Annotated in this window: 27 protein-coding genes; 15 read left to right on the top strand and 12 right to left on the bottom strand. The window is 42.7% G+C overall.

All coding sequences use genetic code 11. The features are described 5' to 3' along the window. Positions 1 to 18: 18 nt before the first annotated feature. A complete protein-coding gene (locus M3234_RS18110; protein ID WP_262306052.1) occupies positions 19 to 468 on the bottom strand; it encodes an OsmC family protein in 450 nt (149 codons plus the stop codon). A 90-nt stretch (positions 469 to 558) separates the two neighbouring features. Between M3234_RS18110 and M3234_RS18105 the strand changes: the two genes are divergently transcribed. The 4 genes from M3234_RS18105 to gatB all read left to right on the top strand — a co-directional run bounded on the left by M3234_RS18105 (position 559) and on the right by gatB (position 4415). After that, complete coding sequence (locus M3234_RS18105; protein ID WP_262306051.1) at positions 559 to 1059, top strand: VanZ family protein; 501 nt, start codon at positions 559 to 561, stop codon at positions 1057 to 1059. 158 nt (positions 1060 to 1217) lie between these two features. Further along, entirely contained in the window at positions 1218 to 1511 is a 294-nt protein-coding gene (gene gatC, locus M3234_RS18100; protein ID WP_066319524.1) for an Asp-tRNA(Asn)/Glu-tRNA(Gln) amidotransferase subunit GatC, read from the top strand. Positions 1512 to 1523: 12 nt separating this feature from the next. Next, positions 1524 to 2975 carry an Asp-tRNA(Asn)/Glu-tRNA(Gln) amidotransferase subunit GatA gene (gatA, locus tag M3234_RS18095; RefSeq protein WP_262306050.1) on the top strand — a complete coding sequence of 484 codons (1452 nt, stop codon included), beginning with the start codon at positions 1524 to 1526 and terminating at the stop codon, positions 2973 to 2975. A 12-nt stretch (positions 2976 to 2987) separates the two neighbouring features. Then, positions 2988 to 4415: an Asp-tRNA(Asn)/Glu-tRNA(Gln) amidotransferase subunit GatB gene (gene gatB, locus M3234_RS18090; protein ID WP_262306049.1), complete on the top strand. Its 1428-nt coding sequence runs from the start codon at positions 2988 to 2990 to the stop codon at positions 4413 to 4415. Between the two features lie 234 nt (positions 4416 to 4649). Here the strand turns inward: gatB and M3234_RS18085 are convergent, their stop codons facing one another. Next, positions 4650 to 5081 carry a VOC family protein gene (locus M3234_RS18085; RefSeq protein WP_262306048.1) on the bottom strand — a complete coding sequence of 144 codons (432 nt, stop codon included), beginning with the start codon at positions 5079 to 5081 and terminating at the stop codon, positions 4650 to 4652. 178 nt (positions 5082 to 5259) lie between these two features. Here M3234_RS18085 and M3234_RS18080 point away from each other — a divergent pair, with 178 nt between their 5' ends. Continuing rightward, a complete protein-coding gene (locus tag M3234_RS18080) occupies positions 5260 to 5784 on the top strand; it encodes a thioredoxin family protein (RefSeq protein ID WP_262306095.1) in 525 nt (174 codons plus the stop codon). Here the strand turns inward: M3234_RS18080 and M3234_RS18075 are convergent. Next, entirely contained in the window at positions 5776 to 6441 is a 666-nt protein-coding gene (locus tag M3234_RS18075; RefSeq protein WP_262306047.1) for a hypothetical protein, read from the bottom strand. The genes M3234_RS18080 and M3234_RS18075 overlap by 9 nt on opposite strands. Positions 6442 to 6557: 116 nt before the next feature. Beyond that, positions 6558 to 7178, bottom strand: a complete 621-nt coding sequence (gene plsY, locus M3234_RS18070) for a glycerol-3-phosphate 1-O-acyltransferase PlsY (RefSeq protein ID WP_262306046.1) — start codon at positions 7176 to 7178, stop codon at positions 6558 to 6560. A 98-nt stretch (positions 7179 to 7276) separates the two neighbouring features. On the opposite strand from plsY, the gene M3234_RS18065 reads away from it, so the two are divergent. Further along, positions 7277 to 8056, top strand: coding sequence for a class I SAM-dependent methyltransferase (locus tag M3234_RS18065; RefSeq protein WP_262306045.1), 780 nt, complete (start codon positions 7277 to 7279; stop codon positions 8054 to 8056). 78 nt (positions 8057 to 8134) lie between these two features. Here the strand turns inward: M3234_RS18065 and ehuA are convergent, their stop codons facing one another. The 4 genes from ehuA to ehuB form a co-directional block, all read right to left on the bottom strand. Next, entirely contained in the window at positions 8135 to 8962 is an 828-nt protein-coding gene (ehuA, locus tag M3234_RS18060) for an ectoine/hydroxyectoine ABC transporter ATP-binding protein EhuA (RefSeq protein WP_285858523.1), read from the bottom strand. A gap of 35 nt (positions 8963 to 8997) precedes the next feature. Beyond that, positions 8998 to 9708, bottom strand: a complete 711-nt coding sequence (gene ehuD, locus M3234_RS18055) for an ectoine/hydroxyectoine ABC transporter permease subunit EhuD (RefSeq protein ID WP_262306044.1) — start codon at positions 9706 to 9708, stop codon at positions 8998 to 9000. Beyond that, positions 9705 to 10361 (bottom strand): ectoine/hydroxyectoine ABC transporter permease subunit EhuC, encoded by a 657-nt coding sequence (gene ehuC / locus M3234_RS18050; RefSeq protein ID WP_262306093.1) that lies wholly within the window; start codon positions 10359 to 10361, stop codon positions 9705 to 9707. The genes ehuD and ehuC overlap by 4 nt, the downstream gene beginning before the upstream one ends. 89 nt (positions 10362 to 10450) lie before the next feature. Next, positions 10451 to 11320 (bottom strand): ectoine/hydroxyectoine ABC transporter substrate-binding protein EhuB, encoded by an 870-nt coding sequence (gene ehuB / locus M3234_RS18045; RefSeq protein WP_262306043.1) that lies wholly within the window; start codon positions 11318 to 11320, stop codon positions 10451 to 10453. A 488-nt stretch (positions 11321 to 11808) separates the two neighbouring features. On the opposite strand from ehuB, the gene M3234_RS18040 reads away from it, so the two are divergent. The 3 genes from M3234_RS18040 to M3234_RS18030 all read left to right on the top strand — a co-directional run bounded on the left by M3234_RS18040 (position 11809) and on the right by M3234_RS18030 (position 14970). After that, a complete protein-coding gene (locus M3234_RS18040) occupies positions 11809 to 12750 on the top strand; it encodes a diacylglycerol kinase (protein WP_262306042.1) in 942 nt (313 codons plus the stop codon). Positions 12751 to 12887: 137 nt separating this feature from the next. Then, a complete protein-coding gene (locus M3234_RS18035) occupies positions 12888 to 13439 on the top strand; it encodes a cysteine hydrolase family protein (RefSeq protein WP_262306041.1) in 552 nt (183 codons plus the stop codon). Between the two features lie 67 nt (positions 13440 to 13506). Then, positions 13507 to 14970 carry a nicotinate phosphoribosyltransferase gene (locus tag M3234_RS18030; RefSeq protein ID WP_262306040.1) on the top strand — a complete coding sequence of 488 codons (1464 nt, stop codon included), beginning with the start codon at positions 13507 to 13509 and terminating at the stop codon, positions 14968 to 14970. Positions 14971 to 15159: 189 nt separating this feature from the next. On the opposite strand, the gene M3234_RS18025 is transcribed toward M3234_RS18030, so the two are convergent. After that, on the bottom strand, positions 15160 to 15480 hold the full coding sequence (locus M3234_RS18025; protein WP_262306039.1) for a hypothetical protein: 321 nt from the start codon (positions 15478 to 15480) through the stop codon (positions 15160 to 15162). 172 nt (positions 15481 to 15652) lie between these two features. On the opposite strand from M3234_RS18025, the gene rlmD reads away from it, so the two are divergent. After that, positions 15653 to 17020: a 23S rRNA (uracil(1939)-C(5))-methyltransferase RlmD gene (rlmD, locus tag M3234_RS18020; RefSeq protein ID WP_262306038.1), complete on the top strand. Its 1368-nt coding sequence runs from the start codon at positions 15653 to 15655 to the stop codon at positions 17018 to 17020. 281 nt (positions 17021 to 17301) lie between these two features. Here the strand turns inward: rlmD and M3234_RS18015 are convergent, their stop codons facing one another. From M3234_RS18015 to M3234_RS18005, 3 genes are all read right to left on the bottom strand, one after another. Continuing rightward, complete coding sequence (locus M3234_RS18015) at positions 17302 to 18207, bottom strand: TIGR03943 family putative permease subunit (protein ID WP_262306037.1); 906 nt, start codon at positions 18205 to 18207, stop codon at positions 17302 to 17304. 12 nt (positions 18208 to 18219) lie between these two features. Next, positions 18220 to 19218, bottom strand: coding sequence for a permease (locus M3234_RS18010; protein ID WP_262306036.1), 999 nt, complete (start codon positions 19216 to 19218; stop codon positions 18220 to 18222). A gap of 112 nt (positions 19219 to 19330) precedes the next feature. After that, positions 19331 to 20419 carry a metal ABC transporter solute-binding protein, Zn/Mn family gene (locus M3234_RS18005; protein WP_262306035.1) on the bottom strand — a complete coding sequence of 363 codons (1089 nt, stop codon included), beginning with the start codon at positions 20417 to 20419 and terminating at the stop codon, positions 19331 to 19333. Positions 20420 to 20698: 279 nt separating this feature from the next. Between M3234_RS18005 and M3234_RS18000 the strand changes: the two genes are divergently transcribed. The 5 genes from M3234_RS18000 to M3234_RS17985 all read left to right on the top strand — a co-directional run bounded on the left by M3234_RS18000 (position 20699) and on the right by M3234_RS17985 (position 26166). Next, a complete protein-coding gene (locus M3234_RS18000) occupies positions 20699 to 21886 on the top strand; it encodes a GTP-binding protein (protein ID WP_262306034.1) in 1188 nt (395 codons plus the stop codon). A 30-nt stretch (positions 21887 to 21916) separates the two neighbouring features. Continuing rightward, positions 21917 to 22066, top strand: a complete 150-nt coding sequence (gene rpmG / locus M3234_RS17995) for a 50S ribosomal protein L33 (RefSeq protein WP_088090954.1) — start codon at positions 21917 to 21919, stop codon at positions 22064 to 22066. Positions 22067 to 22766: 700 nt separating this feature from the next. Continuing rightward, the gene (gene cysK, locus M3234_RS17990) at positions 22767 to 23690 is read left to right on the top strand and encodes a cysteine synthase A (protein ID WP_262306033.1); all 924 of its coding nucleotides are present in this window, start codon (positions 22767 to 22769) and stop codon (positions 23688 to 23690) included. A 182-nt stretch (positions 23691 to 23872) separates the two neighbouring features. Beyond that, entirely contained in the window at positions 23873 to 24001 is a 129-nt protein-coding gene (locus tag M3234_RS29340) for a hypothetical protein (protein WP_285858522.1), read from the top strand. Between the two features lie 89 nt (positions 24002 to 24090). Next, the gene (locus M3234_RS17985) at positions 24091 to 26166 is read left to right on the top strand and encodes a sigma-70 family RNA polymerase sigma factor (RefSeq protein WP_262306032.1); all 2076 of its coding nucleotides are present in this window, start codon (positions 24091 to 24093) and stop codon (positions 26164 to 26166) included. Positions 26167 to 26322: the final 156 nt, after the last annotated feature.

Below are 26322 nucleotides of genomic sequence, written 5' to 3'. Positions count from 1 at the left end.
GGGCCTCATGAGCCCCTTTTAATTTGCCAATTCCACTGTTGCCTCCAGAGCAATTTCCACATTTCCATGCACTGCCCTGCTGATCATGCAGGAGGTTTCCGCCTTTTTGGCCAGTTTATGAGCCATTTCGATGTCTTTTTCGGATGCACTAGCGGTTAAGACAATTTGCGGACGATGAATGATTTTCTTATAAGTGATAACTCCTTTCGTCACATCAACAAATCCCTCAGATTCCATCGTTAAACTTACCTTTTTAAGCCCGCGGCGTTCCATCATTGCTGCGAGTGTAATGATATAACAGGTTGCTGCTGCACCAAGCAGCATTTCATCGGGATTTGTGCCGACACCCGGGCCATCCATTTCCGGCGGGATGGATACCTTCGTTTTCAGATTCCCAGCCTCAATTTCCCCTACATCATTGCGCAGCCCCGGCCAGTTTGCTTTTAAATAAAATCGATGTTCTGCCATTGGTAGTTCCTCCAGTAACTTTTTAGTTTTTTACCCGTATTTTTGGAAAATATGGTATGGTAGGTTTATAATTTTTTTGGAGTAAAATACATGAAAATAATAAAAAAAATATTGTTACTTATCATTCTTTGTTTTTATTTGGCAATCCTTACGAAGCTTATTCTTTTTAAATATATTCCTCTATCAGAAATTGTACATCATTTTAATTTCAGCAATCAGCCATATTTTTGGCGTTCCAATAATTTTGTTCCGTTTAAAACGATTAATTTTTATCTGTTTTTGGCCGATATCAATTTTGATATTCGTGTGAAGAACCTAGCGGGCAATGTAATCGGCTTTATCCCGTTTGGCTTTATTTTACCAATGCTGGCAAAACGGTTTCAAAAATTGGGCACCGTAGTCCTTTCGACATTTTGTTTAAGCCTGACCTATGAAGTCCTTCAGCTGGCGTTTGAATTTGGCAGCTTTGATGTCGATGATTTGATTTTGAACACGGTTGGCGGCTTCTTGGGCTATATTCCTTTTAAAATCCTGCAGCTGATGACAGGACCGAAAAAGAAACCGCGAAGAAAAAGAAAATTGGTCAGTTGATTAAAGGGGCCGCTGACAATTGATCATATGTGGTCTTTCTTTTTAAAAATTTAAACCATCCCTTTCTTGTCCATACTGTTAAGGGAAATCATTGCTCTAAAGCGTGAAAGTTTGATATTATCAATATTAAAATGAGATTGGAAACGGAGGGAAACGAGATGTCACGGATTTCAACGGATCAGGTCAAGCATGTGGCCAATTTGGCAAGGCTTGCCCTTACGGAAGAAGAGGCGGAAAAGATGACAAAGCAGCTTGATGCGATTATCACATTCGCCGAGCAGTTAAATGAGCTGGATACGGAAAATGTGGAACCTACATACCATGTACTGGATATGAAAAACGTGTTGCGCGAGGATACGCCACAGCCGGGATTACCGCGTGAAGAAGTTTTGAAAAATGCGCCAGAGCATCAGGACGGGCAATTTAAAGTGCCTTCAATCTTGGGGGAATAGGAGGATAGAATAGTGAGTTTATTTGATCATAAAGTTTCAGAACTTCATGAGCTTTTACATAAAAAAGAACTAAAAGTCTCTGACTTAGTCGAGGAATCGTATAAAAGAATCTCCGAGGTTGATGACAAGGTCCAGGCTTTTTTGACATTGGATGAAGACCGGGCACGTGGGGCCGCAAAGTCGCTTGATGAAAACCAGGATTCCACCAAAGGCTTACTGTATGGGATGCCAATCGGGATAAAGGACAATATCGTCACAAAGGGCCTTAGGACAACCTGTGCCAGCAAGATTCTCGAAAACTTTGACCCAATTTATGATGCCACTGTCGTACAGAAGCTGCAGCAGGCCGAAACCGTGACAATCGGAAAACTAAACATGGACGAGTTTGCGATGGGTTCTTCCAACGAAAACTCCCGCTTCCAGAAAACGCGTAACCCTTGGAACCTGGAGAGAGTGCCAGGAGGTTCGTCAGGCGGCTCGGCTGCATCGGTTGCAGCTGGCGAAGTGCTGTTTTCCCTCGGTTCTGACACAGGAGGATCAATTCGCCAACCGGCTGCGTTTTGCGGTGTCGTGGGAATGAAACCAACCTATGGACGTGTTTCCCGTTTCGGTCTTGTGGCATTTGCTTCGTCGCTCGATCAAATCGGACCGATTACCAGAACAGTTGAGGACAACGCGTACCTGCTGCAGGCTATATCTGGCATAGATGCAATGGATTCAACTTCCGCTAATGTTGAGGTGCCGAACTTTGCCGCAGCTTTGACAGGTGATGTGAAGGGTTTAAAAATAGCGGTTCCAAAAGAGTATCTAGGTGAAGGGGTACAAGAATCGGTTCGTGAGTCTGTCCTGAATGCCCTAAAAGTCCTTGAAGCACAAGGCGCCGTTTGGGAAGAGGTATCCCTGCCGCACTCTAAGTATGCTCTGGCGGCTTATTATTTGATTTCTTCGTCTGAAGCATCAGCCAACCTGGCCCGCTTTGACGGAGTCCGCTATGGCTATCGGACCCCGAATGCGGAAAACTTGTTAGATTTATATAAAAAGACCCGTGCGGAAGGCTTCGGTGATGAAGTCAAGCGCCGGATTATGCTTGGAACGTTTGCATTAAGCTCTGGTTATTATGATGCCTACTATAAAAAGGCGCAAAAGGTCCGGACGCTAATCAAGCAAGACTTTGAGCAGGTTTTTGAAAAATATGATGTGATCATTGGGCCGACCACGCCGACACCGGCCTTTAAAATCGGTGAAAACATCGCTGACCCGTTAACCATGTATGTCAACGATATTTTAACGATACCAGTAAACCTTGCCGGAGTCCCGGGAATTTCTGTTCCATGCGGGTTTGACAACGGATTGCCGCTTGGGCTGCAAATCATCGGCAAGCATTTTGATGAAGCGACCGTTTACCGGGTGGCGCACGCATTTGAGCAAGCAACTGACTACCATAAACAGAAGCCGGAACTGTAGGGGGTGAAGAGAATGGATTTTGAAACAGTGATTGGACTTGAAGTCCACGTAGAATTAAAAACAGATTCAAAAATTTTCTCGGCAAGCCCAAACCATTTTGGCGCTGAGCCGAATACAAATACGTCAGTCATTGACCTTGGCTATCCTGGGGTACTGCCTGTGTTAAATAAGAAAGCCGTTGAATTCGGAATGAAGGCGGCAATGGCGTTAAATTGCCAGGTTGCTACTCATACGAAATTTGACCGGAAGAACTATTTTTATCCGGACAACCCGAAGGCCTACCAAATCTCGCAGTTCGACCAGCCAATCGGCGAGCATGGCTGGATTGACATCGAAGTGGATGGCTACACAAAAAGGATTGGGATTACAAGGATTCATTTGGAAGAGGATGCCGGCAAGCTGAACCATGAAAAGGGCTATTCATTAGTAGACATTAACCGGCAGGGAACACCGCTTGTGGAAATCGTTTCCGAACCGGACATCCGCACACCTAATGAAGCTTACGCATATTTGGAAAAATTAAAATCCATCATTCAATATACTGGTGTTTCCGATTGTAAAATGGAAGAAGGCTCGCTACGCTGCGACGCTAATATCTCGATTCGCCCTGTTGGACAAGAGGAATTCGGAACAAAGACCGAATTGAAGAACCTAAATTCATTCAACTTTGTTCGTAAAGGCCTCGAGTTTGAGGAAAAGCGCCAGCGTGAGGTTGTCTCTGCCGGCGGAAAAATTGAGCAGGAAACACGCCGATTTGATGAAGCAACCGGAACGACGATTCTGATGCGTGTGAAAGAGGGTTCCGATGATTACCGTTACTTCCCGGAACCGGACTTGGTTGAACTCTACATTGATGAAGACTGGAAAGCGCGGATTCGTGCGGAAATCCCTGAGCTCCCGGATGAGCGACAAAAACGGTATATCGAGGAACTGGGACTCCCTGTTTACGATGCCAAGGTACTGACAGTAACAAAAGAAATGGCTGACTTCTTTGAAGCCACTGTTAATAATGGGGCTGACGCTAAATTGGCCTCCAACTGGATCATGGTCGAGGTGTCGGGCTACTTGAATGCAGAAGGAAAAGAGCTGCATCAGGTTCCATTAACACCGGAAAGCCTTGCGGGAATGATTAAACTCATCCAAAATGGCACGATTTCTTCAAAAATTGCCAAGACGGTGTTTAAAGAGTTAATCGAAAACGGCGGAGACCCTGAACAAATCGTTAAGGAAAAAGGACTTGTGCAAATCTCTGATGAAGGCGCGCTTCTGAAGATTATTTCTGAAGTGTTGGACAACAACCCGAAATCCATCGAGGACTACAAGGGTGGTAAGGCGAAAGCAACCGGATTCCTTGTCGGCCAAATCATGAAGGCTACAAAGGGACAGGCAAACCCTCAGTTGGTCAATCAGCTATTGCAACAGGAACTACAAAAACGTTAAACAAAAGCCGGCAGACTCTCTCCTGCCGGCTTTTTTTGCGAAAAAAATGTCGATGCAAACTTCGACAACAACAACGAAATTTCCCGGGAAAATTTCCTTTATTGAAAAGGGTTAGAGGCTGATTCATCCAAACGTTTGGTTGATAAGGGAATTTCCGAATTTCTGTCGAAGTATGGAAAAACGGGCAAGATAACCTTAGATTCGGGAAATTATTTCAATTTCAAGTAACTGATTTTAAAAAGAAATCATTGCCCCGCGCTCATCAAAGACGGAGCTTGGATTCCAGGCAACTTCCCAAAGGTTGTGTTCGGGGTCGGCAAAATAGGCTGTGCGACCGCCCCAAAAAGCATCACTTGGCTCACGTAAAATTTTCCCGCCAGCCTCCCGGATTTTTTCAATTGTATCGTCAACTTGTTCGGGTTTGTCTACATTGATGGCGAAAGTAACAGGCCGATATCTTTCAGGTGATGGGGAGAATTCTATACCGGCATCCTTTGCCAGCTCAGCGACAGGAAATAAGGATAGCAGGACACCTGCCGTTTTAAAAACAGCGTAATTGTCTGAACTGAATTCTGTTTGTTCCCAGCCAAGTGATTGATAAAAGGCCCGGAGTGCAGGCAGATTGTATGCGCCAATGGTAAGAAGACTAACTCTTTGTTGAACCATTATATATCCCTCCAAAAATTAGTTGTGTAACCTTTTCTACAAATAAATATAAATCTCCTTCTTTGCGGTAGCCTAGGAAGGCAGTTCATTTGTATCACCTAAGCAAATTGTCTATGATAAAAAGTAAATGAAAGGGGTGCTTAGGGTGAAGGATTTAAATGGATGGTTTGAAAAAGGTATGACGGCCGATGACTACATTAATGCCATGACGAGAAATAAAGATGGAATGGTATCGATTTATGAGAAGTTCTCATTATCCGAGGAGGACCGCACCAAGCTGGAGGCCTTAAAATCTAAGAATTTGCGAGCCATTGTCCTGACTGAGGACTGGTGCGGTGATGCTATGCTGAACAATCCGATTCTGATGACGATTGCTGAAGTGGCAGGCATCGAGATACGGATGCTGCTCCGTGACCAAAATCTTGAACTGATGGATGGATACTTGACGAACGGAACATCGAGGGCGATCCCAATTTATATTTTTATCGATCAGGAAGGAAACGAAGTGGCCGTATGGGGCCCGCGCGCACCGGAAGTCCAGGCGCGGGTTGACAAAGGGCGTGCCACCTTGCCTGATAAGGACGCCCCGGATTTCCAGGAGAAGCAGCTTGCCCTGTACAAGAGCTTTAACGAAACGTACCAAACCGATTCCGCGATTTGGCAAGCAGTTGCAAACAGCATTATTTCAGCACTTTTAAAATAAGGACCGATAAACGACCGAAGCCATGGGGAATCCGATGTCCCGGTCGATAAGAAAGTTGGCAAAACGACCGAAGCCAAGGAAAATAGGATGTCCCGGTCGATAAGAGCGGTCCAAAACGACCGAAGCCAAGGAAAATCCGACGTCTCGGTCGATAAGAGAGTTCCAAAACGACCGAAGCCAAGGAAAATTGGACGTCCCGGTCGATAAGAGCGGTCCAAAACGACCCAAGCCAAGAAAAATTGGACGTCCCGGTCGATAAGAGAGGTCCAAAACGACCGAAGCCAAGGAAAATCCGACGTCCCGGTCGATAAGAGCGTTCCAAAACGACCGAAGCCAAGAAAAATTGGACGTCCCGGTCGATAAGAGAGTTCCAAAACGACCGAAGCCAAGGAAAATTGGACGTCCCGGTCGATAAGAGAGGTCCAAAACGACCGAAGCCAAGGAAAATCCGATGTCCCGGTCGATAAGAGCGTTCCAAAACGACCGAAGCCAAGGAAAATTGGACGTCCCGGTCGATAAGAGAGGTCCAAAACGACCGAAGCCAAGGAAAATCCGATGTCCCGGTCGATAAGAGCGGTCCAAAACGACCGAAAACAAGGAAAATCCGACGTCCCGGTCAATAAGAGAGGTCCAAAACGCCAAAACGACCGAAGCCATGGAAAGCCCAACGTTCCGGTTGATAAGAGGGCCTGCCAGTTAACTTCAGCTACTTAAAATGACATAATAAAAAGGGGCACCAGGCTGAAAAAAGTCTCAGCTAGGTGCCCCTTGTTTTACATTTTAATATTTTTCGGTGGAATCCGGTCATTGATTAAGTTTTTGTCATTGATTTTAGGCTCAATTCCAAGGATGAAGTTTCTGATATTTGAGCGGTGCAGAAAGATTAATAACAAAAGGAATAATAAAAAGATAAGTTCAAAATGAAGCTTTTCAATAAAGTAATCATATACCAGCAGGCTCAGACCAACAGAAATGGATCCGAAGAATACATATTTAGTTAAAAAAATGACTAAGAAGAATGAGGCATAGGCAATAACAAGCAACGGGAAGTTGGAAACCAGCAGTGCCCCGGCAGTAGTCGCAATCGCTTTGCCGCCTCGGAATCCGGCGAAAATCGGAAAACAATGGCCGATTACGGCAACAAGACCGAAGTATAATGGTTCGGCATCAAGCTGAAAAAGCAGAGGCAGTGACGCTGCCAGCGCCCCTTTTGCAAGGTCAAACAGCAGGACGATGATGGCCGACTTTTTTCCTAACACTCGGAGCGTGTTGGTGGCTCCGGGGTTTTTGCTGCCGTGGTCACGAATATCTACCCCGAAGAATACCCTGCCCACAATCAAAGCTGTCGGGAAACTTCCAATAAGATAGGAAGCAAGGAGCAGCAACCAAAACATAAGAATCATTCCCTTGAAAAATATTTTTCTTTTATTCTACCATATTTAAATGGTATTATTTTGTTAAAATTTACAATGAATCGGAAAGAGGCGCCAATATGAAAAAAGTAGACTTTGGCCAAGTTTCTAATAGTTATGCCCGGGCAAGGGAAGATATTCCCACCTCATTAATGGATAGCCTGCTTATCAGAAATATAAATTTTGAAGGAAAAAAGGTTGCCGATATTGGGGCGGGTACAGGTGCATTGACTCGAAAAATCGCCATGCGAAAAGGCGATGTCATCGGGATTGAACCTTCTCATGAATTGCTAGAACAGGCGAAAGCATTGAATGTAACCAAAAACTATACGATCCCATACCGGCTAGGAACGGCAGAAACCACCGGTTTGGAAGATTCCCAGTATGATCTAGTCACGGTCATGCGGGCCTGGCACTGGTTTGACCGCGAGCAGGCTATCACTGAAATTAAAAGAATCCTAAAACCTAAGGGGATGCTGCTCGTAATCGACTCGGGTTTTTTAACCGGGCCAACGGTTGTTCAAAAAACTTTTGGCGTGCTATCCAAATTTGCAGCCGGCGGGTTGAAACCGGCAGGGTCTAAGGCAGATGCCAAGCAACGGATAAATGGCTTCCCTGTCGAGTGGTTTGAGGAATGGCAGAGCTGCGGACTCGAACTTCGGGATTTTTATAAGCTTGATTATACCGTCAGTTTTACCAAGCAGTCTTGGGTAGACCGGATCGAATCGGTGTCGTGGCTTGCAGGACTCGAGGAGCTGGTACGGAAACAGGCGCTTAAGGACCTGTACGATTCCCTGCCGGATGAAGAACCCTTTGTGATCCCGCATGATTGCAATGTATGCATTTTAAGATTACCATAAAAAAATGACGATAAAGGGCTCAAGCCTTTTATCGTCCATTTTGGTTATGATGCCGCTTAGGCGCTGCTTTTTTATAGATTAAGATTTTAAGAATCTCCTTAAAAACGACTTTAATCGAGGACTCTTGGGATTTTCAAAAATATCCTTTGGTTTTCCTTCTTCTTCTATTTGTCCATCGTGAAGGAAAACAACCCGGTCAGCCACATCACGTGCAAAGTCCATTTCGTGGGTAACTAATATCATCGCCATATCCGTTTCCTTTGCCAAATCCTTAATGACCTGGAGGACCTCGTCAACTAGTTCAGGGTCAAGGGCGGAAGTAACCTCATCAAAAAGCATGATCCTTGGCTGCATAACAACAGCTCTGGCAATGGCAACCCGCTGCTTTTGCCCGCCGGAAAGCTGGGCAGGGTAGGCATCCAATTTGTCACCCAAGCCGACTTTTTGAAGCATATCAACAGCTCTTTGATGTGCTTCTTCCTTTGAAAGCCCTAATACGTGTATAGGGGCTTCTGTAACATTACGCAATATTGTCATGTGGGGAAAGAGGTTGAAGTGCTGGAACACCATTCCGATATTCTGGCGCATCTCTCGTAAATGTTTTTCATTGGCTGGAATTAATCCACCACTCACCTCTTTGTGCCATAAATATTTTCCTTCTACTTTTATATGTCCTGAAGAAGGTTTTTCCAACGTCATTAGCATTCGGATCATTGTCGTTTTCCCCGATCCGCTGGGCCCGATTAACGCTAACTTTTCACCGGGGGAGATGTTCAGGTCTACTCCCTTTAGCACTTGGACATCATCATAATTTTTTTTGACATTCTCAAAGGCCGCGATTGGATTTTTCTTTTGTTTTAATGGGAACAATCTGGTCCCCTCTAGTTTTTTTTCAGGTATACTCATCATCTCTTCCTTTCTATGTGATAAATACAGCGGAGTTACGCCCCGGACTTTAAGTGAAATTGATTGGTTAAACGGCGATTTTTCTTGCCGGTAAATGCCTGGTTGGATTTTTGCTCAAGTCTATTGATCAATAGTGCTGAGGGGTAACTCAGCAATAAGAATAAAAGGCCAACAATTGTAATTGGTTCAAGATATTTAAAGTGGGTCGAACCGATTAACTGTGCCTTTTGTAAAAACTCCCCGACACCAATTGCCATCAGAATCGGAGTTTCTTTAAATAATACAATCAAGTAATTCCCCAGCATGGGGATAACAGGAGGAATGGCCTGCGGTAAGATGATACGGAACCACGTTTGTGTTTTACTGAAGTTCATCGCTTTGGCAGCTTCCCATTGGCCTTTTGGTATGGCTTCGATTCCTGAACGATAGACTTCAGATACGTAGGTACTATAGTGAATTCCCAGTGTAACAATACCTGCTGTATATTTATTGATGGAAATGCCAATTGCAGGAAGGGCAAAGTAAACAAAAAATAACTGAACCAATGGGGGAGTGCTTCTTACAAATTCAATAAATGCGTAAACGAGCAGCGATAATGGTTTAAAACTTGATCTTCTTGCAAAAGTCAGAACAAGTCCAAGAATTAAAGCAACGATAAAAGAGCCGAATGTAATCGCAATGACCAGCCATATGGCACCCAGTATTTCAGGGAACACTTCAATGGCAAAATTCCAATCCCAACTCATGCGTTCGCCACTCCCTTCGCAGAACGTTTTTCCAGTTTTCTAGCCAGGATAATCAGCGGTAGCGCCACAAGGAAATAAGCGAATAATAAGGTGACAAAAACAGGCATTGTATAGCTAATGTTAGAATTCTGAATGATTAATCCCTTATAGGTCATGTCGGTCAATGTGATTAAGGAAACAAGCGAGGTTCCTTTTAACAATTCAATCGAAATATTCCCGAATCCCGGGAGCATCATCCGAAAAGCCTGCGGAAGAATAACCAGTCTCATCCGCTGAAAGTTGGTCATATTTAGCGCAATCGAGGCTTCAGTCTGTCCCTTTGGAATCGCGATAATCGCCCCGCGGACAATTTCAGACCCGTAGGCGCCATAATTCAGCCCCAATGCAACGACGCTGGCTAGAAAAGCGGAAAATTGGATGCCGAAGGCCGGCAGGGCAAAGAAAATCCAAAATAATTGCACCAGTAATGATGTCCCTCTGAAAAGCTCTACATAAACCGCTGTAACCCTGCGGATAACAGCGAATCTCGAAACACGCCCCAGGCCTGCGATAAACGCAACGGCAAACGCCAGAACAGCGGATGCGAGCAATATTTCAATCGTCACGAGTGCACCTGGCAGTATTTTTAAAAAGATATCGATATATTTACTAATATTTCATCACTCCGTTATGCTAGTAGTTAAGTTTTACAGACAGAAGGCGCTAAGTGAAGCGCCCCCCTTACAGCTGGAAAAGGCTTTGGCTATTTGCAAAGTTCTGCTGCTGTTGTGTCTCCAGGCAGTTCTGTCTCCGTAAATCCAAACTCACCCAGGATTTCCAAGAGTTCCCCTGATTCCTTCATTTTCGCCAGTTCCTCGTTATAGGCTTTTAATATTTCATCATCGCCAGGTTTAAAGGCGGCGGCACCGTAGCCGCGGACGCTTTTCCCTTCGACAACAGGTTGAGTGAAGTCTTCCACGACCTCAATATTTTTTGCATTGGCTGTTTCAAGTGCGGCGTTTAGTGTCGGTCCTGTCATCGTGATGGCATCTACGCGATTGGACTCCAATGAGGTAATATTTGATGGGATATCGGTGACGAATTCCATCTGGCTTTCCTTTACTCCGGCTGCTTTAAGGTAATCAATTTCAATTGCACCATTCATGACCGCAACCTTGATCTCGGGATTAGCCGCAATGTCTTCATAACTGTGAATATTTTGGGGATTCCCTTTTCTAACCGCAAGTGCTTCTCCTATAGAATAATCAGGTTCGGCGAATGCAACCTGTTCACAGCGTGTTGGTGTTATGTACATGCCTGCCGTAATAACATCAAATTTCCCAGCTTTTAGCCCTGGGATCAGTGAGCTAAATTTCGTTAATTTCCCTTCCATTTCTTCAATACCCATCTTCTTGAAGATGGCGCGGGCAACCTCTACAGCTTCCCCAGTCAATTTCCCGTTTTCATCTTCGTAGGCATATGGTTTTTCGCCGGCGAAACCCACCACGATTTTGCCATCCTTTTTGACTTTTTCAAGGGTAGAAATTTTTTCATTACCCGAAGTGGTTACTGAGCAGGCAGCCAATAATAACATCAACAAGCTAAGCAAAAAGATCGTTTTTATTTTTCTCATCATCATCCTCCTTGAATTTTTTTATTAATAGCCTTTTAGAATCAAGATATGGAAGGGAACTGGATAGAAAGGGTTTGGTTCCCATTTTACGGGGTAATTATTTATCGGACAAATCTGATATTTTGGAATTATTTTGGCTGAGAAGGTCTCCCAGTGGACCTAGGTTAATGAGCCTTGGGATCCTTAAAAATCCACTCATATGCTCCTAATTGCTCCAGATTCCTCAGAGAAGACCGATAAATGTCGTCTCGGATAGGAGCAGCAAAACCATATCTGCAGGAGATTCCCATCCATTAGACGTCCGCTTCCTTCATCGCGTATTTTTCTTCCCATATTTTTTGCAAAATAATAAAACAGAGGTATTATAGAAGATGGACGTTTATATAAGAAGATCGTCCATTTAACATAATTGTAAGCTGTTAGGATAATTGGTAGAATATAGAAGTGGTATCGTGTAAATTGATGATTTTGATAATAGGATGATGTGAATGAAAAGAGCAAGACTGATTTATAATCCTACCTCGGGCCGCGAGTTAATTAAGCGTCACCTGCCAGATATTTTGGGAAAATTGGAGTTGGCTGGATATGAGGCATCCTGCCATGCAACCACAGGTGCAGGAGATGCCACCAAAGCCGCACGGATAGCGGTTGAACGCCAATATGATGTGGTAATTGCTGCCGGAGGAGACGGGACGATCAATGAAGTGGTCAATGGCCTTGCTGAGCAGGAGTTTCGTCCGAAGTTGGGGATCATTCCTGCGGGCACAACCAATGACTTTGCCCGCGCCTTGCATATACCAAGAGATATTGGGGCAGCTGTTGACATCATTACAAAAGGCGAACTCATTCCTGTTGATATTGGGCGCATCAATGATAAATATTTTATTAATATTGCTGGCGGCGGCAGAATAACCGAATTGACTTATGAGGTTCCGAGCAAGTTGAAGACGATGCTCGGGCAGTTGGCGTATTATTTAAAAGGTGTGGAAATGCTTCCTTCCTTTAAGGCTTCTGAGCTTAGGATTGAGTATGACGGGAAGCTGTTTGAAGGCGAGGCGATGATGTTCCTTGTCGGACTGACCAATTCCATTGGCGGTTTCGAAAAATTGGCACCGGATTCTTCGATAAACGATGGACTGTTTTCTTTGTTAATTTTGAAAAAAGTAAATCTTGCTGAATTTATCCGGGTTGCCACATTGGCTGTTCGTGGGGAGCATATCAATGACCCTAACGTGATTTACACGAAAGCAAATCGAATTAAGGTTCATTCCGAAGAGAAGGTTCAGTTGAACCTGGACGGGGAATTTGGCGGCCTGCTGCCAGCCGAGTTTGCCAATCTTTATCGTCACTTGGAAGTGTTCGTACGGCTCGATGATATCCGGGAAAACGACCGGCCGACTGACTGGGTGTCAGGACAGAGATACAGCTAAGAATGGGTTCGCTCCTGCTAGAGGGGCGGGCCTTTTTGTGGTTTTTAAAATGTGGAAAATGTTTCGGCTGGTTGGAAAACTGTGTATAATGAATTAAAGACAGCAGTAAAGACACTTAAAAAGGAGCGATGGGGGCAATGAGTAAAAAAGCGTTGATTAATGTGGATTACACGCATGATTTCGTGCATGATGCTGGGGCGTTAACTTGCGGAAAGCCGGGCCAGGAAATTGAAGGAAAAATAACCTCGCTAACAAAGGAATTTATTGATAACGGCCATTATGTCGTATTTGCTATCGATGTCCATGATAAAGGGGACGAATACCATCCTGAAACGAAGCTGTTCCCGCCACACAACCTCCGCGGTACAGCCGGCCGGGACTTATACGGTTCGCTTCAAGAGGTTTACGAAACCAATAAACTTAAAGAAAATGTCCACTATATGGATAAAACAAGATACTCAGCGTTTGCAGGTACTGACCTTGAAATCAAGCTGCGCGAGCGCGGAATCACCGAGGTTCACCTAGTCGGCGTTTGTACCGATATTTGCGTCCTCCACACCGCAGTGGATGCCTATAACAAAGGCTTCAAGATTGTTGTTTACAAAGATGGTGTTGCCTCTTTCAATCCCGCTGGACACGAATGGGCACTTGGACACTTTGAACAATCTCTTGGGGCTACAGTGGTTTAAAAGTCTTTTTAATGGTATTATTGGTAATAATGTTTGAAAGCTGTAATAGTCCCTTTGGAGGTAGATTATGAAACACATTTACCATGATGATAGCTTGACTCTGCATACGGATCTTTACCAGATTAATATGGCAGAGACGTATTGGAGGGATGGTATCCATAATAAACGTGCGGTCTTTGACTTGTTTTTCCGCAAGCTTCCGTTTGGAAATGGCTATGCCGTTTTTGCCGGTTTGGAAAAAGTCATTCAATATATTCAGGGCTTCCGCTTCACTGAGGATGACCTCGAGTATTTGAAAAATGAAGTTGGCTACCAGGAGGATTTTTTAGACTATCTTAAAAACATGCGTTTCACTGGAGCCATTCGGTCGGTAAAAGAAGGCGAGCTTGTCTTTGCAGGTGAGCCGATGCTGAGGGTTGATGCTCCCCTGGCAGAAGCACAGTTGATTGAGACAGCCTTGCTCAACATTGTGAACTATCAAACATTAATTGCAACAAAGGCATCCCGCATCAAGCAGGTTGTAGGCAGTGAAGTCGCGATGGAATTTGGAACAAGACGGGCGCAGGAAATGGATGCAGCCATTTGGGGAACCCGTGCCGCTTATCTTGCCGGCTTTGAAGCCACCAGTAATGTAAGGGCGGGAAAAATGTTCGGTATTCCTGTCGCGGGCACGCATGCCCATGCCATGGTTCAAGCCTATAAAGATGAATACACTGCTTTCCATAAGTACGCCGAAACACATAAAGATTGTGTATTCCTTGTCGACACGTATGATACGCTTCGCCTTGGTGTGCCTAATGCCATCAAAGTGGCTAAGGAGCTTGGCGATAAAATTAATTTTATCGGGATTCGTCTCGATAGCGGCGACCTTGCCTATCTATCAAAAGAAGCACGGAGAATGCTGGATGAAGCTGGTTTTAAGAATGCAAAAATATTTGCCTCCAGTGACTTGGATGAATATACGATTATTAACTTAAAGGCCCAAGGGGCAAAAATCGACAGCTGGGGTATCGGAACGAAGCTGATTACCGCCTACGACCAGGCCGCCCTTGGTGCTGTTTATAAAATAGTGGCGATTGAAAACGAAGCCGGACAAATGGAGGATACGATTAAAATTTCCTCAAATCCGGAAAAAGTGACAACTCCGGGTGCCAAGAAAATGTACCGGATCATTAATAATACGAATCACCATGCCGAAGGTGATTATATCGCGATGGAGGCTGAGAAGATTCCGGAGAAGAAGCTCCGGATGTTCCATCCGACCCACACCTATTTAAACAAGGTGGTCACGAACTTTACGGCAAAAGAGCTTCATGAAGAAATTTTTGTGAACGGCGAGCTTGTCTATGAAATTCCTTGCCTGGAGGAATCTCGCGAATACTTAAAGCAGAATCTTGACGCGCTTTGGGACGAGTACAAGCGGATCATGAATCCTGAGCACTACCCTGTGGACCTGAGCCAAAAGTGCTGGGATAACAAGATGAAGAATATTGAGGAAGTCAAAGAGAAAGTGGAAGCAATGAAAGAATAAAAGGAGTCCCGTGGCTGGTGGTTTACCAGTTACGGACTCCTTTTCTTGTTATTTTTGCTTAAAGAAATCGATAAAGGCATGGTAAATTTCGATTCCCTGATAGGTAAGCATCCCTGCTGCCGATATTGAAAACAAACCAATCATAATAAAACGAAGCCACATATTATGTTCCTCCCTTATTTTTTGTGGTTAGACTGCGGGAGGAAAAATCACATAATTGGATTGATGGAAAACCGGTGTAAGAAAGTTGCGGTTCCTTGTCGTGTTTTGTGAAAAATACCGTGGAGGGTTTGTTGCTGCAGTAAGGGCAATACTAAGGATCAGAAACTGCGGCAGGCCGGGTGCTTTTTTCTTATCATCATCCGATTGCTTCTTTGCCTGCGAATCATCAAGGAAGATAATTGCTTTGGTTACAAGGTGTTTTTGAGGAGGTCCCTGTGTAAAATGTGAAAAGGTAAAAGCAAGGAAGATGAGAAGCAAGGAGATGGAATGTGGCTTAATCATTTTCACCAAGGGTTCACTCCTTCCAATGAGATTGTTTTAATCATATACACTTTCATTATATTTGAAAACCAAAATATTCTGACATTTTTCGCAAAAAAAAGGCATCTGCCCTGATTTCGCAATCCGTCCTGCTTTGTGTTACAATCTTGCTAGTTAAAACGAGAAAAGGAAGAAAATAATGAGCAGAACATTGCCGGTAACGAGAAATGATTACATAGATGCGGTTTTTGAAGATTTGACCCATGATGGGGCTGGAGTGGCAAAGGTTGATGGCTATCCCATCTTCGTCCCCAATGGATTGCCGGGAGAAAAGGCAAAGGTCAAGGTCATTAAGGTTAATAAAAGCTACGGAGTCGGACGCCTAGTTGAGCTGTACAAACGAAGCCCTTTCCGTGTCGATATTCCTTCCAGTGAAAAACATAAATATGGAGGCTGCCAGCTAGAGCACATCAGCTATGAGGGCCAGCTGAAATACAAGGAGAATCAGGTACGCCAAGTGCTTGCACGAATTGGGAAGCTAGAGGAGGTAGTCGTGCATCCGATTATGGGGATGGATGCGCCGTTCCATTACCGAAACAAAGCGCAAGTCCCTGTTGGTGAAAAGGATGGCAAACTGATTGCCGGATTCTTTAAACCAAGAACCCATGAAATTGTCGATACTGATGAAAGCCTGATTCAACTGCCTGAAGTGAATCAGGCGATACAGGCTGTAAAGGAAATATGCAATGAACTCAAGATTCCCGCTTACCATGAAGAATCTCATAAAGGCGTTTTACGGCATATTATGGCTCGCTTCGGAAAACAGACCGGTGAACTGATGGTCGTAATCATCACGAAAACATCAGAGATTCCTCAAAAAAATAGGCTGGTGGAGGAAATTGCAGCCCGCCTGCCAAAGGTTAAATCAATCGTACACAACGTCAATTCGAAGCGGACCAATGTCATTCTTGGCGAAAAAACGACTGTCCTATGGGGCAGTGAAGTCATTTATGATTATATTGGCGACGTGAAGTTCGCCATATCAACACGATCCTTTTACCAGGTTAATCCGGTTCAAACGAAAGTGCTTTATGAAAAGGCGTTAGAGTATGCGGATTTAAAAGGGGAGGAAAACGTCATCGATGCCTATTGCGGCATTGGGACAATTTCATTATTTTTGGCGCAGAAGGCGAAAAAAGTGTTCGGAGTGGAAGTGGTATCAGATGCAATCGAGGACGCCAGAAGAAATGCGGCCCTAAACGCAATGAACAATGTGGAATTTGCTGTTGGCGAAGCCGAGGCAGTTATTCCAAAATGGTATAAGCAGGGCAATGCGGCCGATGTATTGGTCGTGGACCCGCCACGCAAGGGCTGTGACGAAGCCCTGCTGCAAACCATCATTGAGATGAAGCCGAAAAAGGTCGTCTATGTCTCCTGCAACCCTGCCACCTTGGCGCGTGACCTCAGAATCCTGGAAGACGGAGGTTACAAGACATTGGAAGTCCAGCCGGTTGACATGTTCCCAATGACGACACACGTGGAGTGCGTCGTGCAACTTAAATTATAATGTAACCGAACTTTAAACACTTCCGATTTATAAAAAACCTTTCTCACCGTCATAAAAGAGTGTTCCAAATGCATGAGAAAAAGCGGAGAAAAAACGAGATAAATCACCCGAAATCCTGACCGAAGGTCCCCAGGTAAAGTTCCTGAAGACCTTCGGTTTTTCACGTTGCAAAAGGGAGGTGATTGGCGCTCATGAAAGCATCCCTCTATCTCTTAGGCGCTGAACCAAAAAGAAATCCTCTTGTATCATCAAATTTTGGACAGAATAGCTTAGGAGTACCATTATAAAATTCTTATACTAATAGGATAGAGATAGGGTTGTTTAGGTTGGCTAATTTCCTTCCAGTTGGTAATTTTAATAACAGGAAGTTCTGTTCCATTAAAAGTTGTGGTATCCAAAAATCCTTTTGCTTCAATCCATGTATCTTGTGAAAGTGCAGAAGCCTCCGGGATTTCAGATAAAAAACCAATAATTCCGGCATCTGCTACACAATGGGTGATTAAAAATCGCGCGATCACAAGCTGGTCTGGTTCAAGCCCGTCTTCTTTATAGACAAATCCTTTTAATTGAATTTCTCTTCCTTTGAATTTTTGGACGTCCAAATGGATTTCATCATAGTAAGTTGAATAAACATCATCATTCAACTCAATAGTTGTACTCTCTATTAAGTTCTGTTTTAATTGCTCATATTCTTCCTTTGTTATCTCCTTGGAACTTCCGATTTCTTCAGGATTCACAGCTGAAAATTCCTGGATATTAGTCTCTTTCTTTTCCTCGTTTGAGATCCTTTGATTTGTTAAAACTGCCATACCTCCTTTTTTATCCATAATGGAGGCATCAAGCACCTTGGCGGGAAGGAGGAACCCGGTAGCTAACGGAAAAACAATGACTAGATAAGCGATTAGTTTTTTTGTGTTAAATGGCGAATCGCCATGGTCGTGGCTGCAGTCATGGGCATCCTGATGACAATTGTTATGGTGAAGGTGATCTTGTTCCCTAGCGGTCCAGATTCTTGTGACTTGGATAATAAACAAAACTAAAAATAATACGGAAGCAGATTGGCTTAATCCTTCGTATTTAGGATTAATGAACTTAGTCATTTCACCTGAAAAATGGAGTTTAAAAAGCATGACGGAAAAAGCGAGCAAAATAAACGCTCTAATCGCTTGTTGAACATGGAATATCACGTTTCCCCCCCCTTATATAAAGCCCTGCACAAGCATAATTGTAATAAAGACAGTAGAAATGATGAACGCCAAAACGCTAATTACGAACTTTATACGGAATACGCTTAGCATCATAAGCGTATTTTTTAAATCCATCATCGGGCCGAAAATTAAGAAACTTAATATCGCAGAAGTAGGGAAAAGACTGCTGAAGGAAGCACCGATAAAGGCATCGGCCTCTGAACATAGAGATAAAACATAGGCTAAGCCCATCATAATCGCAACGGAGGACACCGTCCCGCTTCCGGCTTCCAACAGAGCTTTCGCCGGCAGATAGGTTTGTACAAATGCCGCTAAAAAAGCACCGATGATCAAATATTTTCCCATATCAAAAAACTCATCAATGGAATGAATCAGCATGTCCCAAAATCTCTTTGAAAAAGCTTCCTTTTTAGAAAGTGAGTGAGAATGGATTGTGCCGGTGGTCTTTTTTAGTTGATGTCCCTTAAAAAACAAACTGACAAGAAATGCTGTCACGATTGCTATAAAAAAACCTAAACTCATCCGCAAACTGGCAATTTTAATATCGTTTCCAAAAGCCATATAGGTAGACGCAATGACAATGGGATTAATAAGCGGGCCAGTCAACATAAATCCGATAGCAGCATAAATGGGCACCCCTTTTCCAACAAGCCGGCGGACGATGGGGACAATCCCGCATTCACAGGCAGGGAAAAGGGCGCCAATCACACAACTCATCATGATAGCCAAATACCGATTTTTCGGGATCCAACGCCTTATATGCTCTTCTGTTACAAATACTTGGATGACGCCAGCGATAAGAACGCCGATTAAAACAAAAGGGAGAGCTTCTATTAAAATACTTAGAAAGATCGTGTTGAGATTCAGCAAGGATGGAGAAAGCTTGAAGGGCATTTGAAAGCGGGTGCTTAAGGTTAGTAGCATGAGTGCAAAGCCAATGATGACCATTCCCGTAAAGTCTATGACATGGTTGCGAAGAATTCGATTCATAAAAACCTCCCAAAAATAGATTTATCCATATTAATCTATTATCACTTTTGATAGATTATGAATGAATAAAGATGCAATCCCTGTCATGCTGTGGCAGGGATTGCTACCTTTCCTACTCATTTAAAGCGGTCTTAAGCGTTTCTACATTCTTGCGCATGATGCTGAAGTAGTCATCATTTTGTTTAATATTATCTTCTGTTATAGCCTCAAGATTATGAAGGGTAAGGGACTTTGCACCTAATTCCTGTTGAATGATTTTTGCTACCTTTGGTGTGACATTCTGCTCAAAGATGACATAATGGATGTTATGCTCCGTTGATTCTTGAATGATGGCCTGCAATTGTTTCTGGGTTGGCTCTTGAGTAGGGGATAAACCTGCAATAGCAATCTGTTCAATCCCATACCGCTTTTCCCAATATCCATAGGCAGCATGTGCCACTAATAGATATTTCGTTTTTGAGCTCTCAATCGTCGTCTTTAATTCTTGATCTAGCTTTTCTAGCTCGTCTTTTAGCTGATTAAAGTTGGTTTCAAATTCTGCCTTGTGCTCCGGCATCAATTCACTTAACGAGATTTTAATATTATTGGCTAGGTCAATAGCAAGGATTGGATCTAACCAAACATGGGGATCGACATCTCCATGATGATGTTCATCCTCGTGATGTTCGCTAGACTCACTGTTTTCACTAAGGTGTTCCTCAGCATGTCCATGTTCATCCTCGTGGTGTTCACTATCAGAATGACCGTCTTCGCCATCATGATGATGTTCATCAGAATGGCCATCTTCGCCATCATGATGATGTTCATCGGAATGGCTAGATTCTATCAGTTCAAGTCCTTCGCCGGCTTTTAAAATTTGTACATCTTCTTTTGTTAATACTTCAGATGCCTTTTCTGCAAATCCTTCAATCCCAACACCTGTATAGATAAATAAATCGGAGTTTGCTAGATTGATCATGTCTTTTGTGGAAGGTTCGTACGAATGGGCATCCACATTCGGAGGGTAAATGCTTTTCACATCGACAAACTCGCCGCCAATTTTTTTAGTAAAATCCTCAAGTGGATAAATAGTGGTATAGACGGTTAATTTGTCTTTATCCTTTTTATCTTCATTTTTACTTACAGTTTCGCTGTTTCCACAACCGGATACTATAAGACTTAACGCGAAAACAGAAGCGGAAACGAATCGATTAATCTTCATTTTTTTATCTTCTCCAATCTAATTTAAATCGTAACCATTACGCTTTATACTCTATAATATTTTTATGAACTTGTAAATGAAAATATGATTCTTTTATTTCAACTAACGTTTTCTAAGTAAGAAAAAAAGTTCCATAAAAACTTGCAATCCATGTCAATCTTTTATAAGATACTAATCGTAACTATTACGATTTAAAAGAGAATTTACTTAAGTCAAGAGAATTAGGGTATGTATATCACGCAAATCGAAATGATTTTGATTTAAAAACGAGGTGAAGATATGACGAAAAAAATACCGGTTACAGTGCTCAGCGGTTATTTGGGTTCCGGGAAAACAACTTTATTAAACCATGTATTAACAAATCGCGAGAATAAAAAGATTGCCGTCATTGTCAATGATATGAGTGAAGTGAATATTGATGCTGCAATGATTAAACAGGGAGGATTTTCACGAACCGATGAAAAATTGGTCGAGATGCAAAATGGCTGTATTTGCTGTACGTTAAGAGAGGATTTAATGATTGAGGTTGAAAGGCTTGCTCAAGCAGGAGATATTGATTACATTCTAATCGAATCGTCGGGTATTTCTGAGCCAATTCCTGTTGCGCAAACCTTTACATATGTTGATGAAAATCTGGGAATAAACTTATCCGATTTTTGCAGGCTGGATACGATGGTAACGGTAGTCGATGCGTATCGGTTTTGGCATGATTTTTCATCAGGTGAAAGTCTTCTTGATCGAAAGCAAGGAGCAGATGAATCAGACACACGTGAAGTCGTCGAATTATTAATTGATCAAATTGAGTTTGCGAATGTGTTGGTCGTAAACAAGATTGATTTAGTGGAGAAAGAGAGTATAGGTAAGCTAAAAGCGATTTTGCAAAAGCTGAATCCGGAGGCAAGAATTATTGAAAGTTCCTACTCAAAAGTATCACTAGACGAATTTTTGAATACCAATTTATTTGTTTTTGAAGAAGCCAGTCAAGGGGCAGGGTGGATCAAGGAATTAACGGAGGAGCATACGCCTGAAACAGAGGAATATGGTATTTCATCCTTTGTCTATCGTAGAAGGAAACCATTTCACCCTGAAAGATGGATGCAGTGGTTAGAGGATTGGCCAGTGGACGTCGTTCGGGCGAAAGGCTTTTTTTGGCTGCCAACTCGTAATGATTTGACTGGATTGTTGTCACAGGCAGGACCATCAATTATGCTGCAGGGGGCAGGAGAATGGCTGGCGGCCTACCCTGAGTATGAAAAGAAGCAAATTCTGTTGGAAGAACCAGAGCTTTTGGAAAATTGGGATGAAGAGTTTGGTGATCGAATGATAGAGCTCGTTTTTATCGGTGTTAATATGAACCGAGATGAAATTGAGTCTTCATTAGATCAATGCTTATTAACAGAAGAAGAGATGAAAATGGACTGGGAAGCCTTTAACGATCCTCTTCCAGCGTTTACAGTTTCCGCATAAATAAATCAATCAACCCAGGAGGAACTAAAAATGAGAGTAAAAATCACGTTAGCATGTACAGAAACAGGGGACCGTAATTACATTACAACTAAAAATAAGCGAAACAACCCAGACCGGATTGAACTGATGAAATACTCCCCGCGTTTAAAGAGACGTACCTTACATCGTGAAACAAAATAATCATCGATAGAAGGAACCCTTAAGCTCATCTTAAGGGTCTCCTTTTTAATAAGGGAATATCTGAGTGGATTCCATCGTATGATTCAGAATTTATTATTGCTGTTTGAAAAGCACCAGAACAAGAACAAGAGCAACATGATTGAGTTTTATAAAGCAAATACATAAAGACAGAGGTTCTCACCAGCATCTCATGTGTTGTCACATACACTCGGAGTGTGTCGTGCAACTTAAATTATAATAGGCAGTTTCCCCTCAAATTTGGTCGTTGATTTTTTACAATTTTTCTTTATTTACCGATTTTGAAAATGGCCAAACATTCAAACCAGCCGACATGCATGAAGGTACAGTGAACGAAATGTTAGGTCAATTAATTTTATGGGCAACTACCCTTAAAACAGTTCGCTAATAAAATATGTATTTTCTGGATACTACCGAGTTACATACACTTGATGCAGTGTGTCCCAGATGGTTTTGGGGTGTAACCAATAAATCCAAATGAAGGGCTTAGTGAATATGCTAAGCCCTTCCCTTGTGCAAAAAACAAGGTTGATTCTTTGAGCAAAGTATAATAGTATAATCATAACCAACTAAACTTATTGGAATTGGAATATTGATAGATATTGACATTTTTTAAAAAAGCTTGGGGAAGCTAACTTGACACCAATCATCAAACATTTGGAAAAATTGAAGGTGAAGTAAATTGAAACTTTATGATTCGGTTCTTGACTTAATTGGAAATACTCCAATCGTGAAATTAAACAAATTACCAGACCCATCTGGTGCAAAGGTATATATAAAATTGGAATCCTTTAACCCAGGGGGCAGTGTAAAAGACCGCGCCTCCATTAGTATGATTGACCGTGCAGAGAAAGAGGGCAAACTGATTCCGGGAATAAGCACGGTCATTGAGCCGACTTCCGGAAATACTGGGATTGGGATTGCTATGGTATGTGCAGTCAAAGGGTATCGCTGCATCATTACAATGCCTGATAATGCAACGGCTGAGCGTGTGAAAATTTTAAAAGCATATGGCGCTGAAGTCCACCTCACTCCAGCGAATAGAAGAATGCAAGGGGCAATTGATAAAGCGAACCAATTGGCTGAATCCATTTCAGATAGCTTTATTCCAATGCAATTTGAGAATAGTGCAAATGCTGATGCACACCGTGAAACAACTGCAGTTGAAATTTTAGAGGCATTCGGGGGAAAATTGGACGCACTTGTGTTGACAGCAGGAACAGGAGGAACGGTGACAGGGGTTGGGGAAGAGCTAAAAAAGCAGATTCCAGACTTGAAAATTTATGTCGTGGAACCGTTTGGATCCCCTGTTTTATCAGGAGGGGAGCCCGGACCTCATAAAATCCCAGGTACAGGTCCGGGTTTTATTCCAAAAATTTTAAATCGCTCCATCTATGATGAAATTTTGCTCATAAAGGATGAAGATGCCCAAAAGACAGCACGCCGGTTGGCGGCAGAAGAAGGAATCTTCGTAGGTGCGTCTGGAGCATCCTCCACCTATTTTGCTGTCGAGATAGCAAAAAACTTGCCTTCAACAGGTCGAGTCCTTTGTTTGGCTCCTGACACAGGGGAACGGTATCTATCTTCCGACTTGTTTCCAGAATGATTTTTACAAAAAGTTCCCCCTAGAAAAAGATAAGAACCAGTACCCCATATATAAAAAGACATCCGTCCAGTGCAGGGGGATGTCTTTTTTGCATGTTCTTGTAATCGCTTTCCTTTTATGTTATGAGTGGAGAATGTAAAAAACTAACAATCTATTTAATGTTTTGAGAGGGGTAATAAAGAATGAAAAACAAATTGAAAGAAAAAATGTTAAACGGCGAGAAAACGTTAGGTACTTTCCATGAAATTGGAAGTGCTACAGCGGTTGAAGCTTTGGGCTATGCGGGATTTGATTATGCAAATTCAAAATAAAATACCCGCTTTTGAACCACTTATTGTCAACCACTTCCTCTCACTATATTATTGGTATAAAGAGAATGTTAGAGGGGGACAAATTATTTATGATCCCAGCAAAAATAGATCCCATTTCAATCACAACGATAAGAGAAAAAGGCATGGAATCCATCATCGACTGGTTCGGTCACCACAAAGAGTCGTTCTATGCTTTGGGTTGGTCCTATTTTAGGAGCCAGCGGCAAATGGAAGAGCTTTTTTACCAGACCATTTTAAAAGTCTACAAGGAGTTTCCCCGATTTAAAAATGTAACAACATTCGAAACGTGGGTAACGTCAATTTTTATAAATACCTGCCATGAGCTTCATGAGGATAGAAGTTTACAAGCTTCAGAGGAAAGCGAACAACATAAGGATTTATTTAAAGCATTCGATCAATTGAAAAAACATGAGAAGGAAGCAATGGCCCTTACATATATAAAAGGATTATCTCGGGAGGATGCGGCGCAGCTTCTTCGAGTTTCAGCGGAAGAGATGAAAGTGCATATGTTTTCTGGAATCCAGACACTTAGAAAAGAAATGGGGTATAGACCAACTCTTAATGGGTGTAGTGAGTATCATAACGATTACTTCGATTACTTAGAAGGAACCTTAGAGAGATCAAAAAAGGTTGCATTAGAGATACATATTTATCATTGCCAACACTGTCAGGAGGATTTGGCTTCCTTACAGGAGATCATGTTAACCCTGTCAAGTGTTACAGAAAAGATGGCGGATTTCCATGTGCCATCCGATTTCATGGGTAACGTCAAAGCTAGGCTGGCAGAAAAGGAAAGGCAGAGACAACTGAAGTTCAAGAAACGTAAACGAATGGGGTTTGTTTTAGCAGGTGTTATTGCATTATTAATAGGTATAGAAGTTATTGCAGGGACCTTTTCCAACCTCTACTATACATGGACAGAAGAAGATCAGGAATTGCGCGCCTTTTTGCAACAGGACCTCGGTGAGAGACTGGACCTGGTAGCGGAAAGCGATGGGGTGAAAATTAAAATTAAGAGCGCCGTTGCTGATCATGTTCAGACGCTTGTTTTTTATGAAATAGAAGATACAGCAACAGACAATCAATACGTCATGCATTATAATGATGGAGTTTTTGTGGAGAACGAGCATGAAATCATGAGCCGTGAAATGTTTCCAAGGTACTATCCTCTAGACCTTGAATCGGATGTAAATAAGGACAAAAAGAATGTGTATCAAGGAAAGATGAGTTTGCTGCCACTTACATCGGATAAAGGGACAATCAAACTCCAGATCACAAAGCTGCAGAAATTGATTCGTAATTCCTCTGATTCGAATGGCATTAATCCTTACGAGAACATCGACTTTAAAACGGGAGAGTGGAATTTTGAGATTCCTGTAACTAAGCAGCCCGCTATCGAATATGCATTGGATGAAGAAGCAGAAATCGAGGGGATTCCCGTTCGATTTAATAAACTAATCCTTGCTCCGACGGCGACGATTCTGCAATTTGGCATTAATCATGAACAGCCGGAAAAGCGGATTGATGTTATTAACTTTGACAATCTGGAAGTGAACAACAAAATAGTGAAAGCAGATCGGTATGGCAGCTTGTTCATGAATCCAGAGCTAGACATGAATTGGATTGCTTTTCAAGCATACTTTGATCCGCTTTATGGGGAAAAACCAAAACAGGTCAACATTCAATTAAAATCTGCTCAATTAACAGTGGAAGACAGAAAAACCGTCGAATTGGATGCCTCTAAGGACTATCCTCAAACCTTAGAATATGCGGGCAGTACCATCACCCTTGAAAAGGTGGAAATTGGCCAGCCTGCCAATATTGTCATAAGCGATCGTGAAGTTGAGAATCGAGCATTTGAGTTACTAAACTTCAATATCTTGGGTGAGGATGAGAACGAAAATAGTTCAATGGAGATGGAGCAAGAAGGTGTCCTCGTGGATAAAAGCGGAAAAAAATACGATATTAATGAGAGACATTTTCCATTTGAAGAAATCGAGCAGCCCCGCTATTTCTTTACAGTTCAGAACATCCGAATGCACAGTAATAACCCTGGAGAGGATGTAATTCCAAAATGGCTGGAGATTTATGGCTATAATACGACGAAATATTTGGATGATGTTGTGAAGATTTCGGTGGAATAATAGGATAAGGAAAAAGCTCTCGGCAAGCCTGTTAAATACTTCAGTTATGACCGTCCCCATTTAATGGGTATGATGTTGCCTTGAATACGTAAAAAGGTCTAACCTCTGGCAGAAAAGTTTCAGAGAGTAGACCTTTTTTATTTTTAAAATATAAAG

Source organism: Neobacillus niacini, from assembly GCF_023715785.1.
GTDB lineage: Bacteria > Bacillota > Bacilli > Bacillales > Cytobacillaceae > Neobacillus > Neobacillus niacini_E.
Note: the sequence above shows the minus strand (reverse complement) of the source record. Positions and strands in the feature narration are given on the sequence as shown.